25 protein-coding genes are annotated in these 25853 nt (G+C 70.6%); 10 read left to right on the top strand and 15 right to left on the bottom strand.

Annotated elements, in window-relative coordinates; translation table 11 throughout:
- Together xseA and AUL35_RS06835 are read right to left on the bottom strand one after the other, a co-directional pair.
- A partial coding sequence (gene xseA, locus AUL35_RS06840; protein WP_082666163.1) for an exodeoxyribonuclease VII large subunit occupies positions 1–934 on the bottom strand: 934 nt, incomplete at its 3' end.
- Positions 928–1875, bottom strand: coding sequence for a LysR substrate-binding domain-containing protein (locus tag AUL35_RS06835; RefSeq protein ID WP_062013337.1), 948 nt, complete (start codon positions 1873–1875; stop codon positions 928–930). The genes AUL35_RS06835 and xseA, both read right to left, overlap by 7 nt.
- Before the next feature lie 194 nt (positions 1876–2069).
- Between AUL35_RS06835 and AUL35_RS06830 the strand changes: the two genes are divergently transcribed.
- Positions 2070–2351: a DUF1127 domain-containing protein gene (locus AUL35_RS06830; RefSeq protein WP_062013335.1), complete on the top strand. Its 282-nt coding sequence runs from the start codon at positions 2070–2072 to the stop codon at positions 2349–2351.
- Between the two features lie 76 nt (positions 2352–2427).
- Here AUL35_RS06830 and AUL35_RS06825 read toward each other — a convergent pair whose 3' ends face one another.
- From AUL35_RS06825 to AUL35_RS06810, 4 genes are all read right to left on the bottom strand, one after another.
- Positions 2428–3744: a hemolysin family protein gene (locus AUL35_RS06825; protein ID WP_062013333.1), complete on the bottom strand. Its 1317-nt coding sequence runs from the start codon at positions 3742–3744 to the stop codon at positions 2428–2430.
- 123 nt (positions 3745–3867) lie between these two features.
- On the bottom strand, positions 3868–4656 hold the full coding sequence (locus AUL35_RS06820) for a DUF937 domain-containing protein (protein WP_062013332.1): 789 nt from the start codon (positions 4654–4656) through the stop codon (positions 3868–3870).
- A gap of 100 nt (positions 4657–4756) precedes the next feature.
- On the bottom strand, positions 4757–6130 hold the full coding sequence (locus tag AUL35_RS06815; RefSeq protein WP_062013331.1) for a glutamate--cysteine ligase: 1374 nt from the start codon (positions 6128–6130) through the stop codon (positions 4757–4759).
- Positions 6131–6258: 128 nt separating this feature from the next.
- Positions 6259–7005: a 16S rRNA (uracil(1498)-N(3))-methyltransferase gene (locus AUL35_RS06810; RefSeq protein ID WP_062013330.1), complete on the bottom strand. Its 747-nt coding sequence runs from the start codon at positions 7003–7005 to the stop codon at positions 6259–6261.
- A 187-nt stretch (positions 7006–7192) separates the two neighbouring features.
- Here AUL35_RS06810 and AUL35_RS06805 point away from each other — a divergent pair, with 187 nt between their 5' ends.
- The 5 genes from AUL35_RS06805 to glcF all read left to right on the top strand — a co-directional run bounded on the left by AUL35_RS06805 (position 7193) and on the right by glcF (position 13356).
- A complete protein-coding gene (locus AUL35_RS06805) occupies positions 7193–7990 on the top strand; it encodes an SDR family oxidoreductase (RefSeq protein ID WP_062013328.1) in 798 nt (265 codons plus the stop codon).
- A 107-nt stretch (positions 7991–8097) separates the two neighbouring features.
- Complete coding sequence (locus AUL35_RS06800) at positions 8098–9183, top strand: phosphatase PAP2 family protein (RefSeq protein ID WP_062013326.1); 1086 nt, start codon at positions 8098–8100, stop codon at positions 9181–9183.
- An 89-nt stretch (positions 9184–9272) separates the two neighbouring features.
- Positions 9273–10766 carry an FAD-linked oxidase C-terminal domain-containing protein gene (locus AUL35_RS06795; protein ID WP_062013324.1) on the top strand — a complete coding sequence of 498 codons (1494 nt, stop codon included), beginning with the start codon at positions 9273–9275 and terminating at the stop codon, positions 10764–10766.
- Between the two features lie 63 nt (positions 10767–10829).
- Positions 10830–11999 (top strand): glycolate oxidase subunit GlcE, encoded by a 1170-nt coding sequence (gene glcE, locus AUL35_RS06790; RefSeq protein WP_062013371.1) that lies wholly within the window; start codon positions 10830–10832, stop codon positions 11997–11999.
- A gap of 13 nt (positions 12000–12012) precedes the next feature.
- On the top strand, positions 12013–13356 hold the full coding sequence (glcF, locus tag AUL35_RS06785; RefSeq protein WP_062013322.1) for a glycolate oxidase subunit GlcF: 1344 nt from the start codon (positions 12013–12015) through the stop codon (positions 13354–13356).
- Between the two features lie 48 nt (positions 13357–13404).
- On the opposite strand, the gene AUL35_RS06780 is transcribed toward glcF, so the two are convergent.
- The 3 genes from AUL35_RS06780 to AUL35_RS06770 all read right to left on the bottom strand — a co-directional run bounded on the left by AUL35_RS06780 (position 13405) and on the right by AUL35_RS06770 (position 16032).
- Positions 13405–14178: a L,D-transpeptidase gene (locus AUL35_RS06780; protein ID WP_062013320.1), complete on the bottom strand. Its 774-nt coding sequence runs from the start codon at positions 14176–14178 to the stop codon at positions 13405–13407.
- 129 nt (positions 14179–14307) lie between these two features.
- The gene (locus tag AUL35_RS06775; RefSeq protein WP_062013318.1) at positions 14308–15165 is read right to left on the bottom strand and encodes a L,D-transpeptidase; all 858 of its coding nucleotides are present in this window, start codon (positions 15163–15165) and stop codon (positions 14308–14310) included.
- A 150-nt stretch (positions 15166–15315) separates the two neighbouring features.
- Positions 15316–16032 (bottom strand): DUF2927 domain-containing protein, encoded by a 717-nt coding sequence (locus AUL35_RS06770; protein ID WP_062013316.1) that lies wholly within the window; start codon positions 16030–16032, stop codon positions 15316–15318.
- 157 nt (positions 16033–16189) lie between these two features.
- On the opposite strand from AUL35_RS06770, the gene AUL35_RS06765 reads away from it, so the two are divergent.
- The 4 genes from AUL35_RS06765 to hisG all read left to right on the top strand — a co-directional run bounded on the left by AUL35_RS06765 (position 16190) and on the right by hisG (position 20278).
- The gene (locus AUL35_RS06765) at positions 16190–16810 is read left to right on the top strand and encodes a DNA-3-methyladenine glycosylase I (RefSeq protein WP_062013314.1); all 621 of its coding nucleotides are present in this window, start codon (positions 16190–16192) and stop codon (positions 16808–16810) included.
- A 104-nt stretch (positions 16811–16914) separates the two neighbouring features.
- On the top strand, positions 16915–18432 hold the full coding sequence (hisS, locus tag AUL35_RS06760; protein WP_062013312.1) for a histidine--tRNA ligase: 1518 nt from the start codon (positions 16915–16917) through the stop codon (positions 18430–18432).
- Positions 18429–19586 (top strand): ATP phosphoribosyltransferase regulatory subunit, encoded by a 1158-nt coding sequence (locus tag AUL35_RS06755; RefSeq protein ID WP_062013310.1) that lies wholly within the window; start codon positions 18429–18431, stop codon positions 19584–19586. Before hisS ends, AUL35_RS06755 begins: the two co-directional genes overlap by 4 nt.
- The gene (hisG, locus tag AUL35_RS06750) at positions 19583–20278 is read left to right on the top strand and encodes an ATP phosphoribosyltransferase (protein WP_062013308.1); all 696 of its coding nucleotides are present in this window, start codon (positions 19583–19585) and stop codon (positions 20276–20278) included. The genes AUL35_RS06755 and hisG overlap by 4 nt, the downstream gene beginning before the upstream one ends.
- A 62-nt stretch (positions 20279–20340) precedes the next feature.
- Here hisG and AUL35_RS06745 read toward each other — a convergent pair whose 3' ends face one another.
- The 6 genes from AUL35_RS06745 to groES all read right to left on the bottom strand — a co-directional run bounded on the left by AUL35_RS06745 (position 20341) and on the right by groES (position 25617).
- A complete protein-coding gene (locus AUL35_RS06745; RefSeq protein WP_244493685.1) occupies positions 20341–20739 on the bottom strand; it encodes a DoxX family protein in 399 nt (132 codons plus the stop codon).
- Positions 20740–20883: 144 nt separating this feature from the next.
- Complete coding sequence (fumC, locus tag AUL35_RS06740) at positions 20884–22275, bottom strand: class II fumarate hydratase (protein ID WP_062013304.1); 1392 nt, start codon at positions 22273–22275, stop codon at positions 20884–20886.
- Positions 22276–22397: 122 nt separating this feature from the next.
- Positions 22398–22586, bottom strand: coding sequence for a CsbD family protein (locus AUL35_RS06735; protein ID WP_062013302.1), 189 nt, complete (start codon positions 22584–22586; stop codon positions 22398–22400).
- Positions 22587–22681: 95 nt separating this feature from the next.
- On the bottom strand, positions 22682–23458 hold the full coding sequence (locus tag AUL35_RS06730) for a sulfite exporter TauE/SafE family protein (protein WP_062013299.1): 777 nt from the start codon (positions 23456–23458) through the stop codon (positions 22682–22684).
- Positions 23459–23586: 128 nt separating this feature from the next.
- Entirely contained in the window at positions 23587–25239 is a 1653-nt protein-coding gene (groL, locus tag AUL35_RS06725; protein ID WP_062013297.1) for a chaperonin GroEL, read from the bottom strand.
- An 81-nt stretch (positions 25240–25320) separates the two neighbouring features.
- Complete coding sequence (gene groES / locus AUL35_RS06720) at positions 25321–25617, bottom strand: co-chaperone GroES (protein ID WP_062013295.1); 297 nt, start codon at positions 25615–25617, stop codon at positions 25321–25323.
- Between the last annotated feature and the right edge of the window lie 236 nt (positions 25618–25853).

Below are 25853 nucleotides of genomic sequence, written 5' to 3'. Positions count from 1 at the left end.
CGCCCTGAAGCGTGCGCGAGACGGCCGCGCCCGAGCGCGCGGCGATGGCCGCCAGCGTCGCCACGAGGTCGGCGCGCACCGGCACCGCCATCTCGGCGGCGCCCGTCGGCGTCGGCGCCCGCCGGTCGGCGGCGTGGTCGATCAGGGTCCAGTCCGTCTCGTGGCCGACCGCCGAGATGAGCGGGATCCCGCTCGCGGCGGCCGCGCGCACCACGCTCTCGTCGTTGAAGCCCCAGAGGTCCTCGAGCGAGCCGCCGCCGCGCGCCACGATCAGGAGGTCGGGGCGCGGGATGGCGCCGCCCGGCTCGATCGCGTTGAAGCCCTCGATCGCGGCCGAGACCTCCGCGCCGCAGGTCTCGCCCTGCACCCGCACCGGCCAGACCAGGAGATGAAGGGGGAAGCGGTCGGAGATGCGGTGGCGGATGTCGCGGATCACGGCGCCGGTCGGCGAGGTGACGATGCCGATCACGCGCGGCAGGAAGGGGAGGGGGCGCTTGCGCGCCTGCGCGAACAGCCCTTCCGCTTCCATCTTCAAGCGCCGCTCGTTGAGAAGCGCCATCAGGGCGCCGGCGCCCGCCGGCTCCATCTGCTCGATCACGATCTGGTACTTGGACGAGCCGGGGAAGGTCGTGAGCTTGCCGGTCGCGATGACCTCCAGCCCCTCCTCGGGCTTGAAGGCGATCTTCGCCATGGAGCCGCGCCAGATCACGGCCTCGAGGCGCGACTTGTCGTCCTTGAGTGCGAAATAGGCGTGGCCCGAGGAATGGGGGCCGCGATAGCCCGAGATCTCGCCGCGCACGCGCACGTGGCCGAAGGCGTCCTCGACCGTGCGCTTGAGCGCGCCCGAGATTTCCGAGACCGTGTATTCGGCGGCGTTCGTGCCAGCGGCGGCCTCGGCCGGGGCCGCGCGGGCCGAGGTGCGGGCGCTCACCATGCGGCGGCCTCCGCGCGCGGCCGCGCCGCATTGCGGGCGGCGAGCGAGGCCGACAGGCGCGGCATGGGCTGGCCGGGCTCGGTCACGAGGTTGCGCAGCGAGGCGCGGATATGGTCGACGAGGGCGGCGGCCGCCGGCGAGCCGGCGTTGCGGCCCAGCATCACCGCGATCTGCGCGTCGGGCAGGGCCGGGAAGCCGTCCGCCTCGCCGAGCACCCGCATGCCGGGGCGCAGCGCGCATTCCGGCAGGACGCTGACGGCCAGCCCCGCCAGGACGGCGGAGGTCACGATCTGCGCCGACCAGGAGGTGAAGAGGATGCGGTGCGGCCGGCCGATCCGGTTCAGCGCCGCGATGCCCTCCTGCCGCCAAGCGCAGTCCACGCGGCCGATGGCGAGCGGCAGCACCGGCTCCTCGTGGGTGGAATGGGCGGCGGAGGTGACGAAGTGCAGCGGCTCGGTGCGCACGATCTCCGACCAGGCGTTGGTGCGCGTCGGGCAGACCAGCGCCACGTCCAGATGGCCCTTCTCGACATGCTCGATCAGGCTCGTCGTCGTCTCGCAGGCGATCTGCAGCTCGACGCGCGGGTTGGAGCGCACGAAGCGTGCCATGATCTCGGGCAGGAAGCGCTCGGCATAGTCGTCCGGCAGGCCGATGCGCACGTGGCCCTCGATCGTCTCCTCGTCGAAGGCCGACAGCGTCTCCTGGCTGAGAACCAGCATGCGCCGGGCGTAGCCGAGGAGCCGCGCGCCGGCCTCGGTCAGCTTCACCTGCCGCCCCGAGCGCTCGAAGAGCTCGGTGCCCAGGCGCTCCTCCAGGCGGCGCACCTGCATGGAAACGGCGCTTTGCGTCTTGAACACCTCCTCGGCGGCGCGGGTGAAGGACCCGGCGTCGACGATCGCCACGAAGGTGCGGAGCTGGTCGAGATCGAGGGGCGTCGCCATGGCGGTTCATCCATCACGGTATCTGATGGGGACCATTCCAAACATTCGTTGGTCTTATCCGTCAAGCGCTTCTATCTCAGGATCAGCCCAACCGACGCGGCTTCTCCCGACCTCCCGGATCTCCCGTCCGGGCGGACCGGCGAAGCTCTGCCGAAGACGGTCCCGTTTCATCCGGCCCAAGGAGAACCAAGGCCATGTCGCTCGTCTCGTCCGCTTCCGAGCTTTCCCTCGCCGCGCTGCTGCGCGCGCCCGCCACCCTCGTCCAGGTCGCCCGCGCTATGGCCCGCACCCTTCTCAACCGGCGCGCGGCCTACCGCGTGGCGGAACTGCCGGACTACCTCCTGACCGACATCGGCCTGAAGCGCGACGACGTCCACGCGGCGCTGAACGCGGACTGGCGCGACGACCCGACGCTGCGCATGGCGATGAGCGCGCGAAAGCACCGGGCATCGATCCGGCCCGTCCGCCGGCCCTGAGACAAGGGGTCCGATGCGAGGAGGCCCGCGCCGGGTGAACCGGCGCGGGCCTCCTCGCATGTGGATGGCGAGGCCGTCAGGCCTCTTCCGACACGGTCTCGGCGGCCTGCGTGTCGGTGTAGGTCGCCAGCACCTTGTCGATGCGCCGGCCGTCGAGGTCCACGACCTCGAAGCGCCAGTGGCCGTAGCGGATTGCCTCGCCGGCCTCGGGAATGTGGCCGAACTGGTCGAGGATGAAGCCCGCCAGCGTCTCGTAGTCGCGCTCCTCGGGCAGGTTGGCGTTGCCGAGCGCGCGCTCGACGTCGTCGATCGGCATGCCGCCGTCGATGAGGTAGGAGCCGTCCTCGCGGCGCGTCACGGCGTATTCGTCGTCCGAACCCTCGGGCAGCGCGCCCGAGATGGCGGCCAGGATGTCGGTCGGCGTCACCAGGCCCTCGAAGGAGCCGTACTCGTCGAGCACGATCGCCATGTGGATGTTGGCCGTGCGGAAGCGCTCCAGAAGCTTGAGCACGGGCATGGTCTCGTTGACGTAGAGCGGCTCGCGCACCGCGGCGCGGATGTCGATCGAGCCCGTGCGCCGGTACTGGTCGAGCAGTTCCTTGGCCTGGACGACGCCCACCAGGTCGTCGATGTCCTCGTTGGCAACCGGAAAGCGCGAGTGGCCGCTCGTATGGATCTCGTCGAGGATCGCGATCGGGTCGTCGGCGAGCGAGACCCATGAGACGTCCGGGCGCGGCACCATGATGGAGCGCGCGTTGCGGTCGGCGATGCGCAGGACGCCTTCCAGCATCTCGCGCTCCTTCTCCTCGAAGACGCCCGATTCGGTGCCCTCGGCGATCATCGCCTTGACCTCCTCCTCGGTGACCGAGTTCTCGGTGGCGGCGTTGGCGCCCACGAGCTTGCCGACGGCCTCGGTGGACACGCGCAGGAACCACACGACCGGCGCGCCGATCACCGACAGGAAGCGCATGAAGGGCGCGACGAAGCAGGCGATGCCCTCGGGATGGGCGAGCGCGAAGCGCTTGGGAACGAGCTCGCCGAGGATCAGCGAGAAGTAGGTGATGAGCACCACCACCAGCGTGAAGGCGACGGTCTCCGCCGAGGTGGCGGGAACGCCCGCCGACCGGAGAAGGCCGGCGACCGGATCCGAGAAGACCGAGCCGCCGTAGGCGCCGGCGAAGATGCCGACGAGCGTGATGCCGATCTGGACCGTGGACAGGAAGCCGGTGGGATCCTCCACCAGCTTCAGGGCGGCGTTCGCCCCTCTCCGCCCGTTCTGCGCCATCTGCTGGAGCCGGATGCGGCGGGAGGAAACCACCGCCAGTTCCGACATTGCAAAGAACCCGTTCAGAAGAATCAGGAAAACGACGATCAGAAGGTTGAAGATCAGCATCCGGTGTCCGTGGGGACGACTGCGGCCCCCTGTTTCAGTGGGTCGCAGTATAGGGTCTGGCTTGCCTTCACTCCATGGGGCCGGAGCCGAAACTTTCGTTGACCGGGCGGGCGCCGGTTCCCATCAAGTCTTGGATGACTTCTCGAAGCGCTGGAAGAGAGCCATCATCTCGCGCACCGCCTCGGCCTGCGCGGCCTGGGCGTCCGACATCATGTCCCAGAACGAGGACGGGGACGGGGAGGCGGCGCGCGGCGGGGGCGATTCGGGCCGGCCCTTGGGCAGGGGAGGCTGGAACAGGCCCGCGAACATGGCGAAGGGGTCGGCCGGCGGCGCGCCGCCGCCGCCCGCCATGCCCGGCCAGCTCATCCAGGGAAGCCCCATGCGCATCGCATCGGCGAAGAAGGGCATGGTGCCGGCGGCGGGCTGGCTTCCCGAGGGCCGGTTGAAGGCTTCCACCGCCGCCGCCGAGCGCTTCAGCGCCTCGGCCAGCGCCTGTCCCGCGTTGTCGGTCGGGTAATGGCGGCCCGCCATGCCAAGCATGGACTGGATCGTCAGCGCGCCGAGCGCGGGCATCATGGTCTGGATGGCGTCCGGCGTCTGGCCGGTCAGGGCGGAAACGCGCCGCGCCACCGCTTCCGAAAGCTCGGAGCCGAACAGGGCGTCGAGGAGGCGCCGGCCGTCGGCCGCGGAAGGAAGGGCGCCCGTGCCCGGCACGAAGGCCTGGGCCGCCTGCGTGACGCCGGCCCAGGCCTCCGGATCGCCCATGGCGCGGCGCAGGCCCAGCATGAAGGCGGGCACCAGCGCGTCGGTCGTGGCGCGCATCTCCTCCTGGCTCAGCCGGAAGCGCTCCGCCAGGCGGTCGGTCGCCTGTCCCGCGTCGGCGGCGCTCAGCCAGTCGAAGAAGTCGGGCATGGGTCTCGGGGCCTCCCTGCATGGTGGAAGCCGAGTGTGGGGCCAAGCACGGCCCGCTGCCAAGGGCGAATGGCGGATCAGATGGCGGGACGGCCGCCGATCAGTAGGTGAGGTGGCGGAACAGGGGTTCCATGCGCCGCTCCCAGGGCCCCTCGAACCGGCGCAGGAGCTCCTGCGCGGGCGTCGTCCCGCGCGCGGCCGTGTCCTCGAGCGGCCCGAGGAAGATCGTCTCGTCGAGCCCTTCGGCGTTAAGCCGCTTGCGCCGCTCGAGACCGCCGCGCGAGATGGCGAGCGCCCGGCGCGCCAGATCCAGCGCCGTGCCGGCGCGGAAGGGGGCGTCCAGCCCCTTTTCGGGCACCGCCGCGCGCAGCGCCGCCACCTCCTCGAAGCCCCAGTCCCGCGTCATCGCCTCGGCCTCCGCCAGCGCGTCCTCGTCGTAGAGAAGGCCGACCCAGAAGGCCGGCAGGGCGCAGATGTCGCGCCAGGGGCCGCCGTCGGCGCCGCGCATCTCCAGGAAGCGCTTGAGGCGCACGTCCGGGAAGAGCGTGGAGAGATGGTTGGTCCAGTCGCCGTGCGTCGGCTCGGGATGGGGGAAGCGGCCCTGTCCCGCCCCGTCGAGGAACTGGCGGAAGGTGATGTCGGTGCAGTCGTGGTAGCGCCCCTCGCGCGTCACGAAGTACATCGGCACGTCAAGCGCCCAGTCCACGTAGTCGCGGTAGCCGAAGCCAGGCTCGAACGCGGCCGGAAGCAGGCCCGAGCGCTGGTTGTCGACGTCGCGCCACACGCCGCAGCGCCACGACTGCTCGCCGTTGGGCGCGCCGTCGGTGAAGGGGGAGTTGGCGAACAGCGCCGAGGCGACGGGCTGCAGGCGCAGCGAGACCGCCATCTTGCGCGCCATGTCGCGCTCCGAGGAGAAGTCGAGATTCACCTGGATCGTGGTGGTGCGGAACATCATGTCGAGCCCGCGCGTGCCGACGCGCGGCATGTAGCGCTCCATGATGGCGTAGCGCGACTTGGGCATGCGCGGCGTCTCGTCGAGACGCCAGAGCGGGCTGGAGCCGAGGCCGAGGAAGTGCATGCCGAGCGGCTCGGCGACGCGTCGCGCCTGGGCAAGGTGCCGGTTCGATTCCGCACAGGTCTCGTGGATCGTCTCCAGCGGGGCGCCCGACAACTCGAACTGGCCGCCCGGCTCCAGCGAGATCGCGCCCTCGCCCGCGCCGCCGGCCAGGCCGATGATGCGCCCCTCGTCGAGGATCGGCTCCCAGCCGGTCTCCGCCTGCATCCCCTCCAAAAGCGCCCGGATGCCGGCCTCGCCCTCGTAGGGAACGGGCGAAAGGTCGGCGGGCCGGAACGGGAACTTCTCGTGCTCCGTGCCGATCCGGAACTCGGACGGCGGCCGCTCGCCCGAGCGGATATGCTCGACGAGCTCGTCGATCGCTTGGATGGGCGTCAGGTCGCTGGTGTCGCGCGCCATGGGAAGCTCCGGCCGGAAGAACTGTCGAGGTCAGCGCCGGCGGAGCCGGACGGCGGAATGGGTGTCTGCGGCGATTCCGCCCCTCGCGCAAGGGCCGGTCCGCCGAACGGTGCGGTCGCGCATGGGGGTCAGCCGTCTCGCCAGTCGCCGGCCGCCGCCTGCACCACGGCGAGCGCGGCCACCGCCGCCGTGTCCGCCCGCAGGATGCGGGGCCCGAGCGAGATGGCGCGCGTGAAGGGAAGGGCGAGAAGCATGGCCCGTTCCCCGTCCGAGAACCCGCCCTCGGGGCCGATCAGGAGCGCGAGCGGCCGGCCCGCGAGCGGAGCGAGAAGGTCGAGCGGCGAGGCGCTCGCCGCCCGCTCGTCGCAGAACAGGAGCGTTCGCGACGCGTCCCACTGCGCCAGCACCGCGTCGAGCCGCCGCATCTCGCGGCATTCCGGCACATGGAGGACGCCGCACTGCTCGGCGGCCTCGACGGCGTTGGCGCGCGCTCGCTCGGCGTTGAAGCGCGGCGCCTGCGTGTGCTGCGTCTGAACCGGCTGGAGGAGGCCCGCCCCCATCTCCACGGCCTTCTGGATCGTGTAGTCGAGGCGAGCCGACTTCAGGGGCGCGAAGAGGTAGACGAGGTCGGGCGCCGCGGGCTGGGGGCGGGTCGGCGCCTCGACCACGACCCGCAAGCGCCGCTTGCCCTCGCGGCGCAGCCGGGCACGCCATTCGCCCTCGCGCCCGTTGAAGACGAGGATCCCCGCGCCGTCCTCCAGGCGCAGGACGTTCAGGAGGTAGTTGGTCTGGTCCGCATCCGCCTCGACCTCGGCCCCGGCCGCGAGGTCCGCCTCGAGGAAGAGGCGCGTTCCCCTGAATTCGTAGTCGGGCATTTCGTCTCGCCAGCTGCCGGGAAACCTTTGGGCGGCGCTCCCGTTGCGCCCGCGAACCGCGACGCGGTGCCCATCGGGGGTACCGCCCGCACGACCGCTTTTCTAGGGGCGGCGCGCCCGCTTTCCAGGGAGCGCGCCATGGGCCTCGCGCGGCCGGGCGACGGGCAGGGACACGGGAACCGGACGAATGGATCTACGCATCAAGGGACGCACCGCCCTCATCACGGGCGCGTCGGGCGGCATGGGCTGGGCGGTCGCCAAGATTCTCGCCGACGAGGGCGTGCGCCTCGTCCTCACCGACAAGGACGTCAAGGGCATCGAGGAGGAGGTGCTGCAACTCGGCACCGAGGCCTTCGCGGTGGGCGCCGACATGACCTTGGGCGCCGAGGTCGACGCCGTGGTGCGGCAGGCGGTGGAGCGCTTCGGCACGGTCGACATCGCGATCCACACGAGCGGCATCACGGGGAGCAAGGGCGACCCGCTGGAGATGCGCGACGAGGACTATCTCGAAGCCTACCAGAACGACTTCCTTTCCGCGGTGCGCGTGGCGCGCGCCACGCTTCCCCTGATGAAGAAAGGCGGCTGGGGCCGCTTCGTCGCGGTGGTCTCGGAGAACGCCACCCAGCCCTACTGGGAGGAGGCGACCTACAACACCGCCAAGGCCGCGCTCGCCGCCTTCGTGAAGGGCCTGTCCTACCGTGCGGCGGCCGACGGCGTCCTGTGCAACACGGTCTCGCCCGCCTTCATCGCCACCGACATGACCGACGAGATGATGCACAAGCGCGCCAAGGAAAAGGGCGTCTCCTTCGACGAGGCGATCCGCACCTTCCTGGAGGAGGAGCGGCCCGGCATCGTCCAGAAGCGTCGCGGCGAGGCCGACGAGGTGGCGGCCGCCATCGCGCTCCTGGTCTCGGATCGCGCCTCCTTCATCAACGGCTCCAACATCCGCGTCGACGGCGGATCGGTCCAGGCCGTTCAGAACTGAGAACAAGCGAACGTGTTCGCGATATCGTAAGGGTCGCGAACACTTTCTTGAGACCCGCCGTGGAAAGGTCGCCGCGTTGCCCGCTCGGTCCGGAAGGCGCCACGACCATGATGCCAGCGTCCTCAGCCCCGACCCTCGGCGGAAACGCCGGATTTCGTCTGGAGCGAAACCTCCTGCGCGCGGACCTGCGGCGCGACGCACCCATCCACGTCCTGATTCTGTCCTATGCCGCGATCGTCTGGCCCCTGATCGGCGCCCGCTTGCTCGACTGGATGAGGCCGCTGGCCGAGCAGGGCGTCCAGTTCGTCGCCCTGTTCCTCGCGACCGCCGTCGTCCTGCGCCTGGTGGTCTATGTCACGCGGCTCCACCCCGTCAGCCCGATCCGGCAACTCGCCGCCGATGCCGGCGAGGGATTGCGGTCTGGCCTGTGGTCGCGCTGGATCCCCCTGGCCTTCACCACTTCGGTCTTCATCTTCTGCTTCACCCAGTTCAAGGGTGGCATTCCGGCCTTGGCGGGCGGCTTCCACTGGGACGCCGCCTTCGCCGAGATGGACCGGACCCTGCATTTCGGCCGCCAGCCCTGGGAATGGCTTCAGCCGGTTCTCGGCTGGCCGCTGGTCACGTTCGTGATCAACGTGAACTACAACATGTGGTTCTTCTTCATGTGGTGCATGTTCTTCGCCTTCGCGGTGAGGCCGGCCGGCGAGCGCGGGCGTACCCGCTTCTTCCTCGCCTTCTTCCTGACCTGGATGGTCGCCGGCAGCCTTCTCGCGCTCGTCTTCTCGTCGGCCGGTCCCTGCTATTTCGGCTTCGTGGCCGCGGGCGAAAACCCCTATGCGGGGCTGATGGCCTACCTGCACGAGGCCGGGACCCGGTTCCCTCTCTGGGCGCTCGACGTGCAGGACATGCTGTGGGCGGACTACCGAAGCGGAAGCGGAGATTTCGGCATCTCGGCCATGCCGAGCCTGCACAACGCCATGGCGCTCCTGATGGTCCTGGCCGCGCGCGACCTTCATCCCCGGCTGAGGCCTTGGCTGGTCGTGCACATGATCCTCGTCTTCCTCGGCTCCATCCATCTCGGCTGGCACTACGCCGTGGATGCCTACGCCTCCTTCGCCGTGACCGCGCTGATCTGGTTCGCCGTCACGCCCTTCGCGCGGCGCTGGGACGCCCGCTTCGCCCCGGCGTCCTGAGGACCGGCCGCCCCTCAGGACCATTTGCGGCTTCGCATCCCCGGCTTCCCCGCGCTAGGATCGCCTCGAACGATCCCGGGAGGCCGCTCATGACCATCGCCATGCCCAAGCCCGATCCGGCGATCCTGGCGCGCCGTGCCGAGATCGCCGAGGCCATGCGCCGCATCGTGCCCGGCGAGGGGGTCGTCGCCGAGCCGGTCGAGATGCGGGTCTTCGAGACCGATGCGCTCACCGCCTACCGCCAGATGCCGCTCTGCGTGGTGCTGCCGGAAACCGTTCCACAGGTGCAGGCGATCCTGCGCTGGTGCTTCGAGAACCGCGTGCCGGTCGTGCCGCGCGGCTCGGGCACCTCGCTCTCGGGCGGCTCGCTGCCGCTGGAGGACGGCGTGCTGCTCGTCCTGTCGCGCTTCAACCGCATCCTCGAGGTCGACCTCGACAACCGCTGCGTCGTGGCGCAGCCGGGCGTCACCAATCTCGGCATCACGCGCGCGGTGGAACAGGCCGGCTTCTACTACGCGCCCGACCCGTCCTCGCAGATCGCCTGCTCGATCGGCGGCAACGTCGCGGAGAATTCGGGCGGGGTCCACTGCCTGAAATACGGCCTCACCGCCAACAACGTCCTGGGCGTCGAGCTCGTCACGATGGAGGGCGAGGTGGTGCGCTTAGGGGGCAAGCACCTCGATGCAGAGGGCTACGACCTTCTCGGACTCGTCACCGGCTCGGAAGGCCTGCTCGGCGTCGTGACCGAGGTGACGGTGCGCGTCCTCCAGGCGCCCGAGACGGCGCGCGCGGTGCTGATCGGCTTTCCCACGAGCGAGCAGGCGGGCAAGTGCGTGGCCGCGATCATCGCGCGCGGCATCATTCCCGGCGGCATGGAGATGATGGACCGACCCGCGATCCACGCGGCGGAGGACTTCGTCCACGCCGGCTATCCGCGCGACGTCGAAGCGCTCCTGATCGTCGAACTCGACGGGCCGCGCGTCGAGGTCGACCATCTCCTGGCCGAGGTGGAGGCGATCGCGAGCGCGAACGGCGCCACCACCGCGCGCGTCTCGCAGTCCGACGCCGAGCGCCTCAGCTTCTGGGCGGGACGCAAGGCGGCCTTTCCGGCGGTCGGGCGCATCTCGCCCGACTATCTCTGCATGGACGGCACCATCCCGCGCCGCGAGCTGCCGCGGGTTCTCGCCGGCATGAAGGCGCTGTCGGAGCGCTACGGGCTCGCCGTCGCCAACGTCTTCCATGCCGGCGACGGCAACCTCCACCCGCTGATCCTCTACGACGCCTCCAAGGACGACGAGCTGCAGCGCGCCGAGGATTTCGGGGCCGACATCCTGCGCCTGTGCGTGAAGGTCGGCGGCGTCCTCACCGGCGAGCACGGGGTCGGCATCGAGAAGCGCGACCTCATGCCCGAGATGTTCGGCGAGGACGACCTCAAGCACCAGATCCGCGTCAAGTGCGCCTTCGACGCCGAACACCTCCTCAACCCCGGCAAGGTCTTTCCCGTGCTGCACCGCTGCGCCGAGCTCGGCCGCCTCCACGTCCACAAGGGGAAGCTGCCCTTTCCCGAACTGCCCCGGTTCTGACCGTTGAGCGCGATCGCGGAAACACGCCCGACCGAGCGGCTGGAGCCCGACACCGTGGAGGGCATGCGCGAGATCGTGGCCGACGCCGTGGCGAGCGGCGCGCCGCTTCTCGTCGAGGGCACCGGCTCCAAGAGCGGCCTCGGCAAGCCCGTCCAGGCGGCCCGCACCCTCTCCACCGCCGGGCTTTCGGGCATCCTCTTCTACGAGCCGGAGGAACTCGTCCTTTCGGCGCGGGCCGGAACGCCGCTTGCCGAGATCGAGACCCTCCTGGCCGGCCGCGGCCAACGCCTCGACTTCGAGCCGATCGACTACGGGCCGCTCCACGGGCGGCCGGCGGGCGGGGGCACGCTGGGCGGGCTCATGGCCTGCAACCTGTCGGGGCCGCGCCGCATCAAGGCGGGGGCGGCGCGCGACCACGTGCTCGGCATCCGCGCCGTGTCGGGCCGGGGCGAGGAGTTCCGTAGCGGCGGGCGCGTCGTGAAGAACGTCACGGGCTACGACCTGTCCAAGGGCATGGCCGGCTCGTTCGGCACGCTCGCGGTTCTCGCCGAGATCACGCTCAAGGTCCTGCCCGCCAGCGCCACCGAGACGACGCTTCTCCTGCGCGGGCTCGACGACGAGCGCGCGGCGGGCGCGATGGCGGGCGCCATGGGCTCCTCGGCGGAGGCGTCGGGCGCCGCGCACCTGCCCTACGATGTCGCCGGCCGCGTCGCGGACGGCGCGCTCGGCAAGGCGCCCGCGACCGCGATCCGCCTCGAGGGCATCGGCCCGTCCGTCGCCGCCAGGGCCGACCATCTCGCGCGCGGGCTGGAGCGCCTGGGGCCCCTGGAGCGGCTGGAGGGCGAGGCGTCGGTCCGCTTCTGGCGCGACGTGCGCGACGCGAGGCCCTTTGCCGACGGCACCGAGCGGCCGGTCTGGCGCGTGTCGCTGGCTCCGACGCGCGGTCCCGCCTTCGTCATGGCCCTGCGCATGGGGGCGGGGGCGGACGCCTTCTACGACTGGCAGGGCGGCCTCGTGTGGCTGCGCATGGAGGCGGGCGCGGAGGAAGCGCTCGTGCGCTCGCTCGTCGCGGCCCATGGCGGCGGCCACGCGACGCTGGTTCGCGCGAGCGTGCCCGAGCGCACGGCGACCCCCGTCTTCCAACCGCAGCCCCCCGCGCTCGCCGCCCTTTCCGCAAGGCTCAAGAACCAGTTCGATCCGGCCGGCGTGCTCAACCCGGGCCGGATGGGGTAGGAACGATCCATCCATGCAGACCCATTTCACACCGGAAGCCCTTCGCGATCCCGAGACGGCGCATTCGGAGGGCATCATCCGCAAGTGCGTGCATTGCGGCTTCTGCACGGCGACCTGCCCGACCTACGTCACGCTCGGCAACGAGCTCGACAGCCCGCGCGGGCGCATCTACCTCGTCAAGGAGATGCTGGAGACGGGGCGGCCGGCGGACGAGAAGACCGTCACCCACATCGACCGCTGCCTGTCCTGCCTCGCCTGCATGACGACCTGCCCCTCGGGCGTGAACTACATGCATCTCGTCGACCATGCGCGCGCCCATATCGAGCGCACCTATCGCCGGCCGCTCGGCGACCGGCTGATCCGGGGGCTGCTGGCCGCCGTCCTGCCCTATCCCCGGCGCTTCCGCCTGAGCCTTGCGGCCGCGCGCCTCGCGCGCCCGTTCGCGCCCGTCCTCGACAAGGTGCCCCCCTTGCGCCCGCTCGCCGCCATGCTGCGGCTGGCGCCGGCCCGCGTGCCGGCGGCCTCCGGCAACGACCGCGACGGCACGCGGGACGCCGGGACCCAAGCGGTGAAGCGCGTCGCGATCCTGCGCGGCTGCGCGCAGCGCGTGCTCGATCCCGCGATCAACGAGGCCGCCGTGCGCCTGCTCGGGCGCCTCGGCGTCGAGGTGGTCATGGCGGGTGGCGAGGGCTGCTGCGGGGCGCTGACCCATCACATGGGAAAGGAAGCCTCGGCGCTTCGCTTCGCGCGGGCGAATGTCGATGCCTGGAGCCGCGAGATCGAGGGGCGGGGGCTCGACGCCATCCTCGTCACGACGTCGGGCTGCGGCACCACGGTCAAGGACTACGGCCACATGCTGCGCCTCGACCCGGCCTATGCCGAGCGCGCCGCCCGCGTCTCCGCCCTCGCCAGGGACGTGACGGAGTTCCTGAGCACGCTCGATCTGCCGCTGCCCGCCCACCCCGTCGACGCCGTGGTCGCCTATCATTCCGCCTGCTCGATGCAGCACGGCCAGCGTGTCACCCGCGAGCCCAGGACGCTTCTCGCGCAGGCCGGCTTCACGGTGCGCGACGTGCCGGAGGGGCACCTGTGCTGCGGCTCGGCGGGAACCTACAACATCCTCCAGCCCGAGATCTCGGCGCAGCTGCGCGACCGCAAGGTCGCCAACATCGAGCGCGTCGCGCCCGAGATCGTCGCCACCGGCAATATCGGCTGCATGACGCAGATCGGCTCGGCGACCGCCATTCCCGTGGTCCACACGGTGGAGCTTCTCGACTGGGCCTTCGGCGGCCCGAAGCCGGGGAAGCTGGCGGGGCGGGAATTTCCGGCCCTGCCCGTGCGCGAGGCCGCCGAATAAACGAAAAAGGCCCGCCGGAGCGGGCCTTTCGGATCGGTGGGCGGGCGTTCAGCCGCCGAAGATCGAGGCCAGCAGCGGGCGGCCGGCCCGGGCCTGACGCGTCGTTCCCGTCTCGGCATAGACCTTCTGCGAGCCGGACGAGCCGGGCGCGAGAACCACGACCCGGGTGCCGGGGCCGACGCGCTCGTAGAGGTCGGTCACGTCCTCGTTCATCATGCGGATGCAGCCCGACGACATGTTGAGGCCGATGGTCCAGGGCTGGTTGGTGCCGTGGATGCGGAACATGGAGTCGCGGCCGTCGCGGTAGAGATACATGGCGCGCGCGCCGAGCGGGTTCTCGGGTCCGCCCTCCATCGAGGCCGGCAGGATGTGGCCCTTGGCGCGCTCGCGGCGCACCATCTCGGCCGGCGGCGTCCAGGTCGGCCATTCGGCCTTGCGGCCGATCTTCATCTGGCCGCCCCAGGCGAAGCCCTCCTTGCCCACGCCCACGCCGTAGCGCATCGCCGCGCCGCCGTCTCCGACGAGATAAAGGAACTTGCGGTCCGTATCGATGATGATCGTGCCGGCCTTCTCCTTGGTGGAGATGCGGACGGGCTGGCGCATGAAGCGCGGATCGACCTTGCGCATGGCCTGGGGCTGACGCGTCACGCCGCGGCGGACCTGCGGCTCGGCGGGGCCGCCGGAACGGATCGTGGCGCGGTCTCCCGAGCGCACCCACGATCCCGTGCTGTAGTCGTAGTAGCGCACCTGTTGCGCCTCGGCCGCGCCGACGCCCACCAGCGTGGCCGCGGCGAGAAGCGCCGCGAAAAGGGGTGACTTCATGGGAAAACCGTCCTTGAAACAGGCTGTTGGGGAAAGGATGGAGAGAGCGGGGACGAACGCAAGTCGCCGGTCGATCCCGGCGATCTTTCGCGAGCCTTATGCTTACCGATTTGCAACCCTATGTTGCCGTCAGAGCACAACGACACGCGTGCCGACCGGCACGCTCTCGTAAAGTTCGATCACGTCCTCGTTGCGCATGCGGATGCAGCCCGACGACACGCGCTGGCCGATGGTCCAGGGCTGGTTGGTGCCGTGGATGCGGTAGAGGGTCGAGCCGAGGTACAGGGCGCGGGCGCCGAGCGGGTTGGCCTCGCCCCCTTCCATGCGGGCGGGCAGGATGCGGCCCTTGAGGCGCTCGCGCGCCACCATCTCTGCGGGCGGCGTCCAGGTCGGCCACTCGGCCTTGCGCGTGATGTCGTGCGTGCCGCGCCAGCCGAAGCCGTCCTTGCCGACGCCCACGCCGTAGCGTCGGGCCTGGCCGCCGGCCTCCACATGGTAGAGGAAGCGCTCGCGCGTATCGATCACGATGGTGCCGGGCGCGTAGCCGCGCTCGAAGCGCACGGTCCGGGGCAGGAAGGCGGGGTCCATCTCCGGCGGGCGGGTCTGGCGCACGGCGCCGCGCGGGGCGGCGAAGGCGGCGAGCGTCGGGGCGGATGCGGCTGCGCGGCGCGCGGGCGCCTGCGGACCGCCGAAGACGCCCATCACGCGCCGCTCCTCGTGATAGGAGCCGAGCGGCTCGACGGTGCCGGTGTCGCCGCGCACGATGCCGACCGGCACGCTGCCGCGAAACACCACCGCGCCGGCCGGGTAGGGCTGCGCGACGCGCTGGCGGGCCGGGCCCGGCACGACGCCGCTGCCGGGCGAGAGCTGGCGAACGGCCTCGGCCGCCTGGTCGCGCGGCACGAAGAGCGGCTGGCGGTCGCGGGCCGAGGCGAGCGTCGGCAGGGCGGCGAGAAGAGCGAGGGCAAGGGGCGCAATCCGGCGCATCGGGCGAGACCTCCGGGGAACGGGCCCGCTTCGAGGACGCGGGCTTTCGATCGCGCGACGATGGGGCCCCGGCCCCCATCGAATGGTGAACGGGCGCCGCGCTCTCCCGCCCGCTCTGGCGGGATGGTTAAGGCGCCGTTCGCGGAGCCGTCAGCGCGGCAGGCGGCGCCGGGCGTCTCGCTGGATCGCGGGCAGGAGCGGGGCCGCCTGCGCCTGCGAGAGGCCGGGCCGCAGGCGAGCGTCGTAGAGCATGTTGAGGATCAGGCGGTCGTAGGGCGTGAAGCTCGTCAGGCGCGAGGTGTCGTTGAAGACGCTCTCGGGCGCCTCGCTGTTGTCGTTGAGCGGACCCAGCCCCTGCAGGATCTCCTCCACGAGGCAGCGCCGGAACAGGGCGTCGCCCTCGTCCGAGACGAGAACGGCGTCGGATCGCGTGATCCCGTCCCGCCCGTAGAGCGTGCGCACGATGCAGTTGCCCGGCGTCGCCATGAGCGGGTTGCCGTAGATCCGGCGAACCGTCTCGGCATAGGCCCTGCGGTCCACCACATGCACCGTGAAGTTGGACGCACCGCCGCGCCCCGCCATGGCGATGTCGAGGCCCCGGATCGAGCGGCCCGCCTGGCGCACGAAGGCGCGCACCGCCGCCGAGCGGTCCGCGGCGGCCCGGGCCTCGATCGTCACGCGCACGGGGACGACGAACTTCTTGACGTAGCTCGAGTCGGAAAAGGCGCCCGTGTACTCGGCGCCGAACACCACCTTCTCGAAGCCGCGAATCATCTCCGCCGCTCCCGGCAGCGACGCGGCCCGTCCCGGCGAGACGGCCGGGAGAAGGATCAGCAGCGCCGCCAGCGCCCGAACCGCTCGCCTCATGGTCCCGTCCCCCTGCCTGCCGTCTCCGCCCCGCCGCGTGTTGTCGGCAACCCGCGCGCGCGCCGCAAGGAGGTCCTAGCTTCGTCCACGCGAAGACTTGCCTTCCGGCCCACGATGGCGCCACCAAGTCGCAGGGCACGAGGCGAGGGAACGGGCGATGGAGCAGGATGGGGATGACGGGCGGCCGCGCTGCGCCTGGGCGGGAAGCGACCCGCTCTACGTCCGCTACCACGACCAGGAATGGGGCCGCCCGACGCAGGACGACCGGCGCCTGTTCGAGAAGCTCTGCCTCGAAGGCTTCCAGGCCGGGCTCTCCTGGATCACGATCCTGCGCAAGCGCGAGCGGTTCCGCGAGCGCTTCCACGGCTTCGAGATCGAGCGCGTCGCCGCCATGGACGAGGCCGACGTCGCCTCCATGCTCGAGGATGCCGGCGTGATCCGCCACCGGGGCAAGATCGAGGCCGCGATCGGCAACGCGCGGGCGGTCCTCGCCTTGCGCGAGGAAACGGGACGCTCGCTCGCCGCCTTCCTGTGGAGCTTCGAGCCCTCGCCCGAGGAGCGACCGGACGTGGTGGACGCCGACTACCTTCGCGGCAACCCAGAGACCGCGGCCTCGCGCCGCCTGTCCAAGGCGCTGCGCGCGCGGGCCTTTCGCTTCGTCGGCCCCACCACGGCCTACGCCTTCATGCAGTCCATGGGCTTCGTGAACGACCATGTGGAGGGTTGCTGTGCGCGAAACGCCTGCGAGCGCGAGCGCGCCGCCTTCGCGCGGCCCTGACGGCACGAAAGGGCGCAAAACTTGAAGGTTCGAAGCGATATCGGCTAGGACGCGCCGGACCAGTCGGCTTCGGCTGAACCCTTATCCAGCATACGGACCGTATCATGGCCTCGAAGAAGCCCTCCCGCGTGCGCGCCCGCCAGCCGCGCGGCTTCGCGGACCGCACCAGCGCCGACCTCGACGCGCAAGGGGAGATGCTGGAGACCATCCGCCGCGTCTACGAGACCTACGGGTTCGAGCCCGTGGAGACGCCGATGTTCGAATATACCGACGCGCTCGGCAAGTTCCTGCCCGACCAGGACCGGCCGAACGCGGGCGTCTTCTCGCTGGAGGACGACGACGAGCAGTGGCTCTCGCTGCGCTACGACCTGACCGCCCCGCTCGCGCGCTACGTGGCCGAGAACTTCGAGACGCTGCCCAAGCCCTACCGCTCCTACCGGGCGGGCTACGTCTTCCGCAACGAGAAGCCGGGCCCGGGGCGCTTTCGCCAGTTCATGCAGTTCGACGCCGACATCGTGGGCGCGCCCAACGTCTCGGCCGACGCCGAGATGGCCATGATGATGGCCGACACGATGGAGGCGCTGGGCATTCCGCGCGGCCAGTACGTGATCCGGGTCAACAACCGGAAGGTCTTGGACGGCATCCTCGACGCGATCGGGCTGGAGAACGAGCCGGAGCGGCGCCTGACGGTGCTGCGGGCGCTCGACAAGTTCGACAAGTTCGGGGTGGAAGGCGTGCGCCTGCTGCTCGGCGCGGGCCGCCGCGACGAGGGCGGCGGCGAGGGCGACTTCACCAAGGGCGCCGAGCTGGACGGCGAGACGATCGAACGCGTCCTGCGCATCTTCGATGCCGATGGCCTGACCGGCGTCGATCAGGCCTTCGGCGGCCATGAGGGCGTCGGCGCGGGCGTGGCGGAACTCGGCGAAATCGAGCGGGCCGCGCGCAGCGCCGGCTACGAGGCAGACCGCATCCGCATCGACCCCTCCGTCGTGCGCGGCCTCGAATACTATACCGGCCCCGTCTTCGAGGCCGAGCTCCTGTTCGACGTCGTCAACGAGAAGGGCCAGAAGGTCGTGTTCGGCTCGGTCGGCGGCGGCGGGCGCTACGACGGGCTCGTCTCGCGCTTCCTCTCGACGCCCGTGCCCGCCACCGGCTTCTCGATCGGCGTGTCGCGCCTCCAGACCGCGCTCAAGAACCTCGGTCGCCTCCAGGCGCGGCGCCGCTCCGGCCCCGTGGTCGTGACCGTCATGGAACGCGAGCGGATGGGCGACTACCAGCTGATCGCCCGCCAGCTGCGCGAGGCGCTGAACGCGCCCGGCCGGCCGGTCGTGCCGGTCGAGGTCTTCCAGGGCAATCCCAAGCAGTTCGGCAAGCAGCTGCAATATGCCGACCGGCGCGAGGCGCCCGTCGCGATCATCCAGGGCTCCGACGAGCGGGCGGCGGGACAGGTGCAGGTCAAGGACCTGGCCGCCGGCAAGGCTCTGGCCGCCGCCATCACGGACAATGTGGAATGGCGCGAGGCGCGCGCCGGGCAGGACGTCTTCCGCTACACGCCCGAGGACCCGGCCGAGATGATCGCGGCGGTGCGGGCGATCCTGGCCAAGGGCGACGCCGCGCCATGAGCTTTCTGCCTGCGCCCGGCGACCCCGGTCCGGTGGCCGCCGCCGGCACGCCCTTCGACGCCAGGCTCGCCGCGCTCTTTGCCGGGCGCGGCGCCGTGCCCACCGCGACGCCGATCCTCCAGCGCGCCGAGCCCTATCTCGACACGCTCGGCGAGGACCTGCGCCGGCGCATCTTCCTGACGCGCGGCGAGGGCGGCGAGACCTTGTGCCTGCGCCCCGACTTCACCGTGCCGGTGTGCCTCGCCCATATCGCGAACGGGGCCTCGCTGCCCCGCCGCTACAGCTACAACGGCCTGGTTTTCCGCCAGCGGCGCGGCGAGACGGCGGAGTTCCGCCAGGCGGGCGTCGAGAATCTCGGCGAGCCGAACCGCGCGGCGGCCGACGCGGCGACGCTGGCCGATGCGCTGGCCGGGCTCGAGGTCTGCGGCCTGCCCGCCGCCTCGCTCCGCACCGTGGTCGGCGACCAGACGCTGTTCGAGGCCTTCCTGGCGGCGCTGGCGCTTCCCGCCGGATGGCGCCGCCGCCTCGTGCGCGCCTTCGGCCGCGACGACCTCCTCCAGGCCGCGCTCGCGGCCCTGTCGGACGGCTCGGGCGCGCCGCCCTCCGCGGACGCGGCGGTCCTGCGCCTTGCGCGGGCGCGCGACCGCGTCGGGCTGGAAGCGCTCGTGGCCGGCCGCATCGAAGAGGGCGGCCTGCCCCCCAAGCGCGGGCGGGGGGCCGCCGAGATCGCCGAGCGGCTTCTGGAAAAGACCGAGCTTGCCGACACGCGGCTGGATCGCGACAGCCTCGAGCGCCTGTCGGCCTTTCTGGCGGTGGATTGTCCGGCAGGCGAGGCACCCGAGCGTCTCGCCCGGCTCGGACGGGACGCCGCCTTCGCGCAGGCGATCGAAGGCTTTGCCGCGCGCAACCGCGCCTTGTCGGAGGCCGGCGTCGATCCCGCCTCGCTGCGCTACCGCGCGGCCTTCGGGCGCCCGATCGACTACTATACCGGCCTCGTCTTCGAGACCCTCGGTCCGGCATCGCCCGAGCCGCTGGCGGGCGGCGGGCGCTACGACCGGCTGGTCGGCTATCTCGGCGCCGGAGAGCCCATCCCCGCGGTCGGCTTCACGCTCTGGCTCGACCGGATCGGCACCGCGCTGGAGGCGAGACCGTGACGCTTACCCTCGCCATCCCCTCCAAGGGCCGCCTCAAGGACCAGTGCGTAGCAAAGCTGGCGGGCGCGGGCATCGAGGTGCTCTCGGCCAGCGATCCGCGCTCCTATCGCACCGAGGTGCGGGGCGCGGACGGGCTGGAGGTCCTGCTTCTGTCGGCCTCGGAGATCGCGCGCGAGCTGCGCGACGGGGCGATCGACCTCGGCATCACCGGCGAGGACCTCCTGCGCGAGACCATTCCCGACGCGGACCGGCTGGTGCGCATCGAGGCGCGACTCGGCTTCGGCCATGCCGACGTGGTCGTGGCGGTGCCCCATGCCTGGGCCGACGTCGAGACCATGGCGGACCTCGGAGACGTGGCGGCCGAGTTCCGCGCCCGCCACGGGCGTCGCCTGCGCATCGCGACCAAGTACTGGCGCCTGACGCAGGGCTTCTTCACGCGGAGCCACGGCATCCAGAGCTATCGCATCGTGGAAAGCCTCGGCGCCACCGAGGGCGCCCCGGCGGCGGGCTCGGCCGACCTCATCGTGGACATCACCTCGACCGGATCGACGCTTGTCGCCAACCAGCTGCGCGTCCTCGAGGACGGCGTGATCCTGCGCTCCGAGGCGTGCCTCGCCGCCGCGCTCGCTCGGCCGCGGGCGGGCAAGGACGCGGAAGCGCTGGCGCGGCTCGTCGCGCGCTTCCGGACCTAGATGCGAAAACGGCCGCCCCGGGGAGGGGCGGCCGTTCCTCGATACGTTTGGGACGAAGCCGATCAGGCGCGGGCGAGCGAGGCGCTGGCGCGGCCCGAGCGGGCGTCCACCGAGTAGGCGCCGGCACCGGCGGCGGCGAGCGCCAGGAAGCCGCCGCACAGGCCGATGTTCTTCATGAGCGAGGTCGACTGGTCCGGGCCGAGATGCGCGAGCACGCCGGTCGCGATGCAGAAGGCGCCCAGCACGTAGGCGACGATGCGGGTCTGGAAGCCGACCAGGATCGCGAGGCCGCCGAAGAACTCCAGAGCGCCCACGAGATAGGCCATGGCGACGCCGCCGGGCACGCCGAGCGAGCCGAGATAGCCGGCGAAGCCCTCGGCACCCGTCAGCTTGCCGAAGCCGGACACGATGAAGAGGATGGAAAGGAAGACGCGAGCGAGAAGCAGGACGGCGGGGTTCAAGGGAAAGCTCCGGGAGGGCAACGGGTTTCGAGGCCCATAGGGATGCCGAAGCTTGCCGCTCCCCGATAGCCGTGCCGGACGCGACTGATCGTCAACGGGAATCGCCCCAATCGAGTCGATTGGGGCGATTCCGGAAACCAGTCCTCAGCCCGGACGCGTCATCGCCGCCGGGTCCACCACCCGGTCGTAGGTCTCGCCGTCGACGAGGCCGGAGGCGAGCGCCTCCTCGCGCAGCGTCGTGCCCTTCTTGTGGGCCGTCTTGGCGATGGTCGCGGCGTTGTCGTAGCCGATGGTGGGCGCGAGCGCCGTCACCAGCATCAGCGACTGCTCCATGAGCGAGCGGATGCGGCTCTCGTTGGCGACGATCCCGTCGACGCAGTGTTCACGGAAACTGTCCATCCCGTCGGCCAAAAGCCGGATCGAGGACAGGACGGCGTTGGCGATCACCGGCTTGAAGACGTTGAGCTCGAAATGGCCCTGGCTCGCCGCGACCGTCACCGTGGTCTCGTGGCCGAAGACCTCGGCCGCCACCATGGTGAGGGCCTCGGCCTGGGTCGGGTTGACCTTACCCGGCATGATCGAGGAGCCCGGCTCGTTCTCGGGGAGCGAGAGTTCGCCGAGGCCCGAGCGCGGGCCCGAGCCGAGGAAACGGATGTCGTTGGCGATCTTGAAGAGGTCGGTCGCCAGCGCGTTGAGCGAGCCGTGGAAGAAGGCGAGCGCGCCGTGCGAGGCGAGCGCCTCGAACTTGTTCTCGGCGGTGCGGAAGGGGAGGCCGGTCAGCTGGGCGATCTCGTCGGCGATGCGCACGTCGAAGCCGACCGGTGCGTTGAGCCCGGTGCCGACCGCCGTGCCGCCCTGCGCCAGCGCCAACACGTCGTGCAGCGCCTTTTCGATGCGGATCTTGCCGAGCTCCAGCGCCGCCGCGTAGCCGGAGAACTCCTGGCCGAGCGTGATCGGGGTCGCGTCCTGCGTATGGGTGCGGCCGATCTTGATGATGTGGTCGAACGCCTTCGCCTTGGCGTCGAGCGAGGCGTGCAGCGCGTCGATCGCGGGCAAGATGCGCTGGGTCGCCTCGATCGCCACCGCCACGTGGATCGCGGTCGGGAACACGTCGTTGGACGACTGGCCCATGTTGACGTGGTCGTTCGGATGGACCGGCTTCTTCGTGCCCATCTCGCCGCCGAGCTGCTCGATGGCGCGGTTCGAGATGACCTCGTTGACGTTCATGTTGGTCTGCGTGCCCGAGCCCGTCTGGTAGACGACGAGCGGGAAGTGGTCGTCGAGCCGGCCGGAGATCACCTCGTCGGCGGCCGCGACGATCGCGTCGGCGAGCTTGGCGTCCAGCTTGCCGTAGCCCTGGTTGACGCGCGCCGCCGCCTTCTTGACGGTCGCCAGCGCGTGGATCACCGCGATGGGCTGCTTGTCGGTGCCGATGCGGAAGTTGTTGAGCGAGCGCTCCGTCTGGGCGCCCCAGTAGCGGTCGGTCGCCACCTCGATCGCGCCGATCGAATCCGTTTCGCGTCTGGTTCCAGCCACTGCCTTGCGTCCTTGCCGAGAGGATAGGGTCGTGGCGCGGTTTACACGGGAAGCCCTGGGCCCCCAACAGGAAAAGCCGGCCCTGCGGCCGGCTTTTCCCTCATGCGATGCGGATGGCGGTCTTAGTGGCGACCGACCTGATCCTTCACGGCGTCCTTGACCTTGCCGTAGTTCTTCTGGGTCTTGCCTTCGGCCTGATCGGCGAGCCCGTCGGCCGCCATGCGGTCGTTGCCGATCGCGTTGCCGATGGCTTCCTTGAGCTTGCCGCCGATTTCCTTGGCGCCGCCCTTGATCTCGTTCGAGTCGACCATGATGCCACTCCATCTGTTTCGAATGGCCGGACCTCACTGTCCGGTCTATGGGCGGAAAACCTTGGGTGCGACAGATTGGTTCCTGGCTGACGACATTAACTCTTGGAAAGAAGTCCGACGATCTGCTGCAGGGCGAGACAGGAGATCAGGAGCCCGACGATGCGCAGGAGCAGGCGCTCGGGAATGCGGCGCACCGCGTAGCCCGCCATCGGCGCGGCCAGGACGCCGCCCGCGATGAGGCCGAGCACCGAAAGGGCGTGGGTGGTAAGATCGCCCGCTTCCTCCCAATGGCCGGTGACCAGCGCCAGCACGAACGAAAGCGAGACGGCGAGCGTGACCAGGAACTCGGCCGCGTTGACTGTTCCGATCACGTAGCGGGGCTGGCCGCCCGCGCCGAGCAGGCCCGAGGTGACGATCGGTCCCCATCCGCCGCCGCCGATCGAATCGAGAAAGCCGCCGCCGAGGCCGAGCGGCGGCACGAGCGCCAGGGGCGTGCGGGCGCGCGGCATCTTGCGGAAGGAGCGCAGCGTGAGGAGCACGCCGATCACGGCGAGATAGGCCGCGACGAAGGGGCGGATCGCATCGCCCTCGATCGAGGTCAGGACGTAGGTTCCCAAGACGCCGCCCGCCACGCCGAAGGGCACGAGGCGCCGGAACAGCGGCCAGTCGATGTTGCGGTTGGCGATATGGGCGGTGCCCGAGGCGGCCGTGGTGAAGAGCTCGGCCGTATGGACCGAGGCCGAAGTCACGGCCGGCGTGATGCCGAAGCTGAGAAGCACCGTCGACGATATGACGCCGTAGGCCATGCCGAGCGCGCCGTCGACGAGCTGGGCGAGGGCGCCGACCACGAGAAACAGGAGAAAGTCGGTCATCGGTCTCCGCAGGACTGGAAGGGGGCCGGGGCGCGTCGAACGGGGCCTCTTACACGAAAAACGGCCCGGCGGATCGCTCCGCCGGGCCTTCTGACGTTTGTCTGCCGCGGGGGCAGGTAGGCCGGGACTTAGAAGTCCATGCCGCCCATGCCGCCCATGCCGCCGCCCATGCCGCCCGGCATGCCGCCGCCGGCCGACTCCTTGCGCGGAGCCTCCGAGATCATCGCCTCGGTGGTGACCAGAAGACCCGCGACCGAGGCCGCGTCCTGGAGCGCCGAGCGCACGACCTTGACCGGGTCGACGATGCCGGCCTGGATCATGTCGCCGTACTCGCCGGTCTGGGCGTTGTAGCCGAAGGTCATCGAGGAGTTCTCGAGGAGCTTGCCGACCACGATCGAGCCTTCGCCGCCCGCGTTCTGGACGATCTGGCGGACCGGCGCCTGGAGCGCCTTGCGGACGATGGCGATGCCGGCGTCCTGGTCGGCGTTCTCGCCCTTCAGGTCGACCGCGTTCGAGGCGCGCAGCAGCGCCACGCCGCCGCCGGCCACGATGCCCTCTTCCACGGCCGCGCGGGTCGCGTTGAGCGCGTCGTCAACGCGGTCCTTCTTCTCCTTGACCTCGACCTCGGTCGAGCCGCCGACGCGGATCACCGCGACGCCGCCAGCCAGCTTGGCCAGACGCTCCTGGAGCTTCTCGCGGTCGTAGTCCGAGGTGGTCTCCTCGATCTGCGCCTTGATCTGGCCCACGCGCGCCTGGATGCCGGCCGACTCGCCAGCGCCGTCGACGATCGTGGTGTTCTCCTTGGTGATGGAGATCTTCTTGGCGCGGCCCAGCATGTCGAGGGTCACGTTCTCGAGCTTGATGCCGAGGTCCTCGGAGATGACCTGGCCGCCCGTGAGGATCGCGATGTCCTCGAGCATCGCCTTGCGGCGATCGCCGAAGCCCGGCGCCTTGACGGCGGCGATCTTCAGGCCGCCACGCAGCTTGTTGACGACGAGCGTGGCCAGAGCCTCGCCCTCGACGTCCTCGGCGATGATGACGAGCGGACGCGAAGACTGCACGACGGCCTCGAGGACCGGCAGCATCGCCTGGAGGTTGGAGAGCTTCTTCTCGTGGAGGAGCACGTAGGCGTCCTCGAGATCGGCCACCATCTTCTCGGCGTTGGTCACGAAGTACGGCGAGAGGTAGCCGCGGTCGAACTGCATGCCCTCGACGACCTCGAGCTCGGTCTCGGCGGTCTTGGCTTCCTCGACGGTGATGACGCCCTCGTTGCCGACCTTCTGCATCGCCGAGGCGATCATCTGGCCGATTTCCTTCTCGCCGTTGGCGGAGATGGTGCCGACCTGGGCGACCTCGTCGGAGGTCTCGATCTTGCGGGCCGAGGCCAGGAGCGACTCGACGACCTTGGAGACCGCCGCGTCGATGCCGCGCTTGACGTCCATCGGGTTCATGCCGGCGGCCACCGCCTTGGCGCCCTCGCGGACGATCGCCTGGGCGAGCACGGTCGCGGTGGTGGTGCCGTCACCGGCCTTGTCGTTGGTCTTCGAGGCCACTTCGCGCACCATCTGGGCGCCCATGTTCTCGAACTTGTCCTCGAGCTCGATCTCCTTGGCGACGGACACGCCGTCCTTGGTGATGCGAGGCGCGCCGAACGACTTGTCGATCACGACGTTGCGGCCCTTGGGGCCGAGCGTGACCTTCACCGCGTCGGCGAGAATGTCAACGCCGCGCAGCATGCGCTCGCGGGCGTCACGTCCGAACTTTACGTCCTTGGCTGCCATGGTCTGGTCTCCTGGCGTTTCGCGGGCATCAAGCCCGTCCGCGCCTTTTCAAGGATTGAAGGGAAGAAGAAGGGAAGGCTGTTAGCCGACGATCCCGAGGATGTCGGATTCCTTCATGATGAGCAGGTCCTCGCCGCCGAGCTTGATCTCGGTGCCCGACCACTTGCCGAACAGGATGCGGTCGCCGGCCTTGACCTCGAGCGGGTTGACCTTGCCGGTCTCGTCGCGGGCGCCCGCGCCCACCGCGATGATCTCGCCTTCCTGCGGCTTCTCCTTGGCGGTGTCGGGGATGATGATGCCGCCCGCGGTCTTGTTCTCGGACTCGACGCGCCGGACGACGACGCGGTCGTGCAGGGGGCGGAAGTTCACGCTGGCCATGGATCGAACCTTCCTTCTTATGGGAGCCCGCACCGGCCGGAACGCGGCCGAGGAGCCCAAGGAGCTTTTGGCACTCGCCGATGGAGAGTGCTAACGGCGCCGCAGATAGGTGAGGAAAGGTTCCGCTGTCAAGTTCCGCGCCAGCTTTCCCGTGGGGGAAACGCCCGCCTCGCGCGCAACCCACGGCCCGCATCGAGCGATGGATACCCGCCCAGATGGGGACGGGCCCCCGCTCA

It is taken from the genome of Aureimonas sp. AU4, assembly GCF_001463765.1.
In the GTDB taxonomy this organism is placed as follows: Bacteria; Pseudomonadota; Alphaproteobacteria; order Rhizobiales; family Rhizobiaceae; genus Aureimonas.
Note: the sequence above shows the minus strand (reverse complement) of the source record. Positions and strands in the feature narration are given on the sequence as shown.

Coding starts and splice junctions, on each gene's coding strand:
- AUL35_RS06835 (WP_062013337.1), bottom strand. CDS start 1,875: ATGGCGACGCCCCTCGATCTCGACCAGCTCCGCACCTTCGTGGCGATC.
- AUL35_RS06830 (WP_062013335.1), top strand. CDS start 2,070: ATGTCGCTCGTCTCGTCCGCTTCCGAGCTTTCCCTCGCCGCGCTGCTG.
- AUL35_RS06825 (WP_062013333.1), bottom strand. CDS start 3,744: ATGCTGATCTTCAACCTTCTGATCGTCGTTTTCCTGATTCTTCTGAAC.
- AUL35_RS06820 (WP_062013332.1), bottom strand. CDS start 4,656: ATGCCCGACTTCTTCGACTGGCTGAGCGCCGCCGACGCGGGACAGGCG.
- AUL35_RS06815 (WP_062013331.1), bottom strand. CDS start 6,130: ATGGCGCGCGACACCAGCGACCTGACGCCCATCCAAGCGATCGACGAG.
- AUL35_RS06810 (WP_062013330.1), bottom strand. CDS start 7,005: ATGCCCGACTACGAATTCAGGGGAACGCGCCTCTTCCTCGAGGCGGAC.
- AUL35_RS06805 (WP_062013328.1), top strand. CDS start 7,193: ATGGATCTACGCATCAAGGGACGCACCGCCCTCATCACGGGCGCGTCG.
- AUL35_RS06800 (WP_062013326.1), top strand. CDS start 8,098: ATGATGCCAGCGTCCTCAGCCCCGACCCTCGGCGGAAACGCCGGATTT.
- AUL35_RS06795 (WP_062013324.1), top strand. CDS start 9,273: ATGACCATCGCCATGCCCAAGCCCGATCCGGCGATCCTGGCGCGCCGT.
- glcE (WP_062013371.1), top strand. CDS start 10,830: ATGCGCGAGATCGTGGCCGACGCCGTGGCGAGCGGCGCGCCGCTTCTC.
- glcF (WP_062013322.1), top strand. CDS start 12,013: ATGCAGACCCATTTCACACCGGAAGCCCTTCGCGATCCCGAGACGGCG.
- AUL35_RS06780 (WP_062013320.1), bottom strand. CDS start 14,178: ATGAAGTCACCCCTTTTCGCGGCGCTTCTCGCCGCGGCCACGCTGGTG.
- AUL35_RS06775 (WP_062013318.1), bottom strand. CDS start 15,165: ATGCGCCGGATTGCGCCCCTTGCCCTCGCTCTTCTCGCCGCCCTGCCG.
- AUL35_RS06770 (WP_062013316.1), bottom strand. CDS start 16,032: ATGAGGCGAGCGGTTCGGGCGCTGGCGGCGCTGCTGATCCTTCTCCCG.
- AUL35_RS06765 (WP_062013314.1), top strand. CDS start 16,190: ATGGAGCAGGATGGGGATGACGGGCGGCCGCGCTGCGCCTGGGCGGGA.
- hisS (WP_062013312.1), top strand. CDS start 16,915: ATGGCCTCGAAGAAGCCCTCCCGCGTGCGCGCCCGCCAGCCGCGCGGC.
- AUL35_RS06755 (WP_062013310.1), top strand. CDS start 18,429: ATGAGCTTTCTGCCTGCGCCCGGCGACCCCGGTCCGGTGGCCGCCGCC.
- AUL35_RS06735 (WP_062013302.1), bottom strand. CDS start 22,586: ATGGTCGACTCGAACGAGATCAAGGGCGGCGCCAAGGAAATCGGCGGC.
- AUL35_RS06730 (WP_062013299.1), bottom strand. CDS start 23,458: ATGACCGACTTTCTCCTGTTTCTCGTGGTCGGCGCCCTCGCCCAGCTC.
- groL (WP_062013297.1), bottom strand. CDS start 25,239: ATGGCAGCCAAGGACGTAAAGTTCGGACGTGACGCCCGCGAGCGCATG.
- groES (WP_062013295.1), bottom strand. CDS start 25,617: ATGGCCAGCGTGAACTTCCGCCCCCTGCACGACCGCGTCGTCGTCCGG.